Raw genomic sequence first — 6,000 nt, 5'->3', positions numbered from 1 at the left:
GGCGACGTTCTCCGCGCCGAGTTCGAGGATCTTCGCTTCGAGCTGCTGCGCACGCGCGAGGCCGAACGCTTCGGGCGTTTCGCCGGCTTGCGCTTCGCCGAAGAAATACGGCTGGTCGATGTGCACGATGTTTTCGACCTTCGACGGCATCTGCTCGTGCATGTAGCCCATCCCGCCAAGCGTGCCGCCGGCGATCGTCGAGCCGTGATAGCCGTTCCTGCGCGAGATCACGTATTTCTTCTGCGGCTTGCCCTGCACGCGCCAGTACTGGTGCACGAGACGCAGCACGGTATCGTTGCCTTCGGAGCCACTGTTGCAATAGAAGAAGTGGTTGAAGCCAGCGGGCGTGACTTCGGCGAGCATCGCCGACAGTTCGATTACCGGCGGGTGCGTGGTCTTGAAGAACGTGTTGTAGAACGGCAGTTCCTGGAGCTGGCGATATGCAGCGTCGGCGAGCTCCTTACGGCCGTAGCCGACGTTCACGCACCAGAGGCCGGCCATCCCGTCGATGATCTTGTTGCCGTCCGAGTCCCACAGATACACGCCGTCGGCCTTCACGATCACGCGGCTGCCCGCGCGATTCAGTGCGCCCATGTCAGAGAACGGATGGATGTGGTGTGCGGCGTCGAGCGCGCGGTATTCGGCGGTCGAGCGCGCCTGCGTCGTGCGCGGTGCGGCGGCCGGCGCGGCCGGCTGGATCCAGGCAGATTCGTTGCGGTACGTCATGTTTCCTCCGTGATTCCGTATTCGGTCGTGTGCACGCTCAGACGTGCAGCAGCAGATGGCGGCGTTCCCACGAACTGATCACGCGGAAGAACGCTTCGTATTCGGTTTCCTTCAGCGCGAAATACGCCTTCAGGAACTTGTGGCCGAGAATCTCGCCGAGCGGCTCGCACGCGGCCATCAGCGTGAGCCCTTCCTCGAGGTTGCGCGGCAACTGGTACGGCAGGTCGTAGCCGTCGCTGACGAGCGGTTCGGTCGGCTCGAGGCGTTGCGTCATGCCGAGATAGCCGGCCGCGAGCGTCGCCGCGAGCGCGAGGTACGGGTTGCAGTCGACGCCCGGAATCCGGTTCTCGATGCGGCGCGCGGCCGGGCCCGAGTGCGGGATGCGGAAGCCGACCGTGCGGTTGTCGTAGCCCCACTGCACGTTGATCGGCGCGGCCATGAAGCGCGACAGCCGGCGATACGAATTGATGTACGGCGCGAAGATCGGCATCAAGGCGGGCGTGTACTTCTGCAGCCCCGCGAGGTAGTTGTAGAACAGCGACGTCGCGCCGCCCGTTTCCGGCGACGTGAACAGGTTGCGGCCCGTTTCCTCGTCGACGATGCTCTGGTGCACGTGCATCGCCGAGCCCGGCTCGTTTTCCATCGGCTTGGCCATGAAGGTCGAGTACATGTTGTGGCGCAACGCGGCCTCGCGCACCGTGCGCTTGAACAGGAACACCTGGTCGGCGAGCGACAGCGCGTCGCCGTGCATGAAGTTGATCTCCATCTGCGCGGCGCCGACTTCGTGGATCAGCGTGTCGATGTCGAGGTTCTGCGCTTCGCAGTACTCGTAGATGTCCTCGAACAGCGGGTCGAACTCGTTCACCGCCTCGATCGAATACGACTGGCGGCCCGTTTCGGGACGGCCCGTGCGGCCGACCGGCGGACGCAGCGGCAGGTCCGGGTCCTTGTTCATGTCGACCAGGTAGAACTCGAGTTCGGGCGCGACGACGGGCTTCCAGCCCTTCGCCTTGTAGAGGTCGAGCACGCGGCGCAGCACGTAGCGCGGCGAGATCTCGACCGGCGAGCCGTCGAAGTGCACGCAGTCGTGGATCACCTGCGCGGTCGGATCGACGGCCCACGGGATCAGGCGAATGGTCGACGTGTCGGGCACGCACACCATGTCGGGATCGGTCACGCCGGTCAGCGAGCCGTCTTCCGGATAGTCGCCGGTGACGGTCTGCACCATCACGGCCTGCGGCAGGCGCATCGATTCGCCGGACGTGAACTTGTTGCGCGGCGTGATCTTGCCGCGCGCGATGCCGGCCATGTCGGGAATGATCGCTTCGATCTCGGTGATCCGGTGCTGCTTCAGAAAGTCTTCGATGTTGTCTTGCATGTCTGTTCTCGTTATGTGGGTCGGCGCGCTCAGGCGAGCGCGGCGGCGGCCGTGGCACGTGTGCGGGCGTCGCGGCGCGCGCGGCAGGCGTCGCCGAAGGCGCGGAAGATCGCGCTCGACAGCGGGTCATGCGCATGCCGCCATTCCGGGTGCCATTGCACGGCGAGGGCGAAGGCCGGGGCATCGACGACTCTGACGGCCTCGATCAGGCCGTCCGGCGCGACGGCTTCGACGGCGAGGCCGGAACCGAGCTGCGCGATGCCCTGCTTGTGCAGCGAGTTCACGTGCACGTCGTCGCGGCCGCCGGCGAGCGTGTGCAGCACGCCGCCGGGCGTCAGGCGCACGACGTGCGCGGGGCCGTATTGCGTGTCCATCGGCGCGTCGTCGTCCTCGCGGTGATCGGCGAGGCCCGGCACGTCGTGCACGCGCTGATGCAGCGTGCCGCCGCAAACGACGTTCAGCTCCTGGAAGCCGCGGCACACGGCCAGCACGGGCACGCCCGCGACGATCGCCGCGCGCAGCAGCGGCAGCGTCGTCGCGTCGCGTGCGGGATCGTGCTTCGTGCCGGGCGCGCTCGGCTCGCCGCCATACAGGTGCGGCTCGACGTTCGAATAGCTGCCGGTAAACAACAGGCCGTCGACCGTCGAGAGCACGTCGTCGACCGACTGGCGATCGCTGAGCGCGGGCAGCACCATCGCGAGCGCGTGTGCGCCGTCGACGATCGCAGCGACGTACTTGTCGCCGACCGTGTGCGACGCATGTGCGCCGATCTGCGTGAAGTCGGCGGTGATGCCGACGAGGGGTTTCCTTTCCATGACGTCAATCAGTTGTCCGTAGGGCCGAGGCGTGCATGACGCGGGAAAACCGCAAAATGCAGGCGCGACACGACCCCGCAGCCTCGCGAAACGCGCAAGGCCGCTGGTGAATGGGCGCAACGGGTTCGCATGGCGATCCGCGCTGCGCGCGACGGTCAGGCCATCGTTCGTTTCGTTGTGCCGTGCGACGCGGCAATGGATGCGCGAACGCGTTCCGTCACCGCGCAGACGACGCGGCTGACGAACAGGCAGTTGAAACGAACGACGAGAAAAGGAGGAGAGGCGCTATGGCAGCAGCGACGCGACTTCGTCGGTATCGACGGCCACGAACGCGCGTGCGGAAACGGCGTTGTGACGGCGAACGGAACGACGGGACAGGATGGTGTAGATCGACAGATGCAGCAGGCGAGGACTATGCCAGCCGCAACTGCCATCGGAAGCGGGAGCAGCGCTGCGCAAACTTCGCACATCGCCTCGATCCCACCTCACCAGAGGGCCACGGACTCTCACGATTACACTCGACTGGTTTGTTGAAAGTATTGAACACCTGATCGTTTCGGCGCGCGAGGCGTTTAAAATAATCAAGGTGCCCGGCCTGCGTCATTTACATTGATGGGCATCAATTTTTACGTTGCAATAACGTTTTTCGGTGCCGATGAATGGCCAATGACGCTGACCTGAGAGCCAGCATATACGAGCCAAAAACGGCGTCAAATGTTTTTTGACGGTCTCGTGTCAGGGCTTTCCCGAGGCACTGCGAACAAAATATTCGTAAATGGAATGACGCGCGAGGTGTTCATTATTTCGAACGCCTTTCAGGGTTTTCCCCGCTGATGTGCGGCATAAAGTGATTAGAATATTCAACGGCTGCTCAATGCTGTCCAACGCGTCGTTTCACTTTTTCACCGCACTTCTATCGTGTCCGAAACCGAATCGATGTCCACCGAAGTCGCCGAGCGCCTGCGTTTCGTGCGCAACAAGCATGGCCTGTCGCAGCGCGAACTCGCGAAGCGGGCCGGCGTGACCAACGGCACGATCTCGCTGATCGAACAGGGGCGCGTGAGCCCGTCGGTCGGCTCGCTGAAGAAACTGCTCGAATGCATCCCGATGAGTCTCGCGGAGTTCTTCACGTTCGAGCTGGTCGAATCGCGCTCGGTCGTGTCGCGACGTGACGAGATGCCGAACCTCGGCAACGACGCGCTCGCGTTTCACCTCGTCGGCGCGGGCGTGAAGGACCGCAACATGTGCATCATGCGCGAGGTCTACCAGCCGCTCGCCGATACGGGGCCCGAGATGCTCGTGCACGCGGGGCACGAGGGTGGCGTGGTCGTGTCGGGCCGGCTCGAGCTCACCGTCGACGGCGCGACCTGGCTGCTCGACCCCGGAGACGGCTACTACTTCGAAAGCCGTTTGCCGCACCGTTTTCGCAATCCCAGCGCGGAACAACTCTGCGAGGTCGTGTCGGCCAATTCGCCGGCCACCTTCTGACCGCGCATCACCGCATTCGCCACCGCCGGCAGCGTTGCCGTTGCACGGCGTGCCGCAGCGCGAATGCCACAACCGTTGAGGCATCCTGAATGAACAAGTTGACTTTGGCTGACTGGCAGGACAAGGCGGCGTCGCTCGAGATCGAGGGGCGCGCATTCATCGATGGCGCGTCGCGCGACGCGCACGGCGGCAAGACGTTCGACTGCGTGAGCCCGATCGACGGCCGCGTGCTCGCGAAGGTGGCCGATTGCGGCGAGGCCGACGTGAACGCCGCCGTCGCGGCCGCCCGCCGCGCGTTCGACGCCGGCGTGTGGGCCGGACTGAATCCGCGCGCGCGCAAGGCCGTGCTGCTGCGCTGGGCCGCACTGATGCGCGAGCATCTCGACGAACTGTCGCTGCTCGAGACGCTCGACGCCGGCAAGCCGATCGGCGACACGACGACGGTCGACGTGCCGGGCGCCGCGTATTGCGTCGAGTGGTTCGCCGAGGCGATCGACAAGGTCGGCGGCGAAGTCGCGCCGGCCGACCATCATCTCGTCGGTCTCGTCACGCGCGAGCCGGTCGGCGTGGTCGCGGCCGTCGTGCCGTGGAACTTCCCGATCCTGATGGCCGCATGGAAGTTCGGCCCGGCGCTCGCGGCCGGCAACAGCGTCGTGCTGAAACCGTCGGAGAAATCGCCGCTGACCGCGATCCGCGTCGCGCAGCTCGCGTACGAGGCCGGCATCCCGGCCGGCGTGTTCAACGTCGTGCCGGGCGCGGGCGAACCGGGCAAGCTGCTCGCGCTGCATCGCGACGTCGACTGCATCGCGTTCACCGGCTCCACGGCAGTCGGCAAGCTGATCATGCAGTACGCCGCGCAGTCGAACCTGAAGCGCGCATGGCTCGAACTCGGCGGCAAGTCGCCGAACATCGTGCTGCCCGATTGCCCGGACCTCGACCGCGCCGCGCAGGCCGCGGCCGGCGCGATCTTCTACAACATGGGCGAGATGTGCACGGCCGGCTCGCGCCTGCTCGTGCATCGCGACATCAAGGACGCGTTCATCGAGAAGCTGGTCGCCGCCGCGCGTGCGTACGTGCCGGGCAACCCGCTCGATCCGTCGGTATCGATGGGCGCGATCGTCGACGGCATCCAGCTCGAGCGCGTGCTCGGCTACATCGACGCCGGGCGCAAGGAAGGCACGCTCGTCACGGGCGGTGCGCGCGTGAAGGCGGAGACGGGCGGCTTCTACGTCGAGCCGACGGTGTTCGAGGTGAAGCCCGATGCGAAGATCGCGCGCGAGGAGATATTCGGTCCCGTGCTGTCGGTGATCGTGTTCGACGATGTCGACGAGGCGGTGCGGATCGCGAACGATACCGAGTACGGGCTCGCGGCGGCGGTGTGGACGTCGGACCTGACGACCGCGCACGACGTGTCGCGCCGGCTGCGGGCGGGCACCGTGTGGGTGAACTGCTACGACGAAGGCGGCGACATGAACTTCCCGTTCGGCGGCTACAAGCAGTCGGGCAACGGCCGCGACAAGTCGCTGCATGCGCTCGAGAAGTACACCGAACTGAAGTCGACGCTGATCCGGCTGCGCTGACGCGGCCGGTGGT

General features: G+C 65.6%; 6 protein-coding genes. 2 read left to right on the top strand and 4 right to left on the bottom strand.

The window, feature by feature from the left end; translation table 11 throughout:
* From U5A56_RS21790 to U5A56_RS21775, 4 genes are all read right to left on the bottom strand, one after another.
* On the bottom strand, nucleotides 1-726 hold a 726-nt coding region (locus U5A56_RS21790), incomplete at its 3' end, for an aminotransferase class III-fold pyridoxal phosphate-dependent enzyme (protein ID WP_321924488.1).
* Between the two features lie 37 nt (nucleotides 727-763).
* Entirely contained in the window at nucleotides 764-2,104 is a 1,341-nt protein-coding gene (locus U5A56_RS21785) for a glutamine synthetase family protein (protein WP_321806720.1), read from the bottom strand.
* A 29-nt stretch (nucleotides 2,105-2,133) separates the two neighbouring features.
* Complete coding sequence (locus U5A56_RS21780; RefSeq protein WP_321924486.1) at nucleotides 2,134-2,919, bottom strand: gamma-glutamyl-gamma-aminobutyrate hydrolase family protein; 786 nt, start codon at nucleotides 2,917-2,919, stop codon at nucleotides 2,134-2,136.
* A 285-nt stretch (nucleotides 2,920-3,204) separates the two neighbouring features.
* Complete coding sequence (locus tag U5A56_RS21775) at nucleotides 3,205-3,387, bottom strand: hypothetical protein (RefSeq protein WP_006402789.1); 183 nt, start codon at nucleotides 3,385-3,387, stop codon at nucleotides 3,205-3,207.
* 468 nt (nucleotides 3,388-3,855) lie between these two features.
* Between U5A56_RS21775 and U5A56_RS21770 the strand changes: the two genes are divergently transcribed.
* Entirely contained in the window at nucleotides 3,856-4,407 is a 552-nt protein-coding gene (locus U5A56_RS21770) for a cupin domain-containing protein (RefSeq protein ID WP_044849101.1), read from the top strand.
* An 89-nt stretch (nucleotides 4,408-4,496) separates the two neighbouring features.
* Complete coding sequence (locus U5A56_RS21765) at nucleotides 4,497-5,987, top strand: aldehyde dehydrogenase (protein WP_044849095.1); 1,491 nt, start codon at nucleotides 4,497-4,499, stop codon at nucleotides 5,985-5,987.
* The last annotated feature ends 13 nt before the right edge of the window (nucleotides 5,988-6,000 follow it).

The sequence above is a fragment of the Burkholderia sp. BCC1998 genome (genome assembly GCF_905339875.1).
Lineage (GTDB): Bacteria > Pseudomonadota > Gammaproteobacteria > Burkholderiales > Burkholderiaceae > Burkholderia.
The sequence above is the reverse complement of the archived record's forward strand: the minus strand, read 5'-3'. Positions and strand labels throughout refer to the sequence as shown.

Bases quoted from the DNA above. Each gene is read 5' to 3' on its own strand.
- U5A56_RS21780 (WP_321924486.1), bottom strand. From the start codon at position 2,919: ATGGAAAGGAAACCCCTCGTCGGCATCACCGCCGACTTCACGCAGATC.
- U5A56_RS21770 (WP_044849101.1), top strand. From the start codon at position 3,856: ATGTCCACCGAAGTCGCCGAGCGCCTGCGTTTCGTGCGCAACAAGCAT.
- U5A56_RS21785 (WP_321806720.1), bottom strand. From the start codon at position 2,104: ATGCAAGACAACATCGAAGACTTTCTGAAGCAGCACCGGATCACCGAG.
- U5A56_RS21765 (WP_044849095.1), top strand. From the start codon at position 4,497: ATGAACAAGTTGACTTTGGCTGACTGGCAGGACAAGGCGGCGTCGCTC.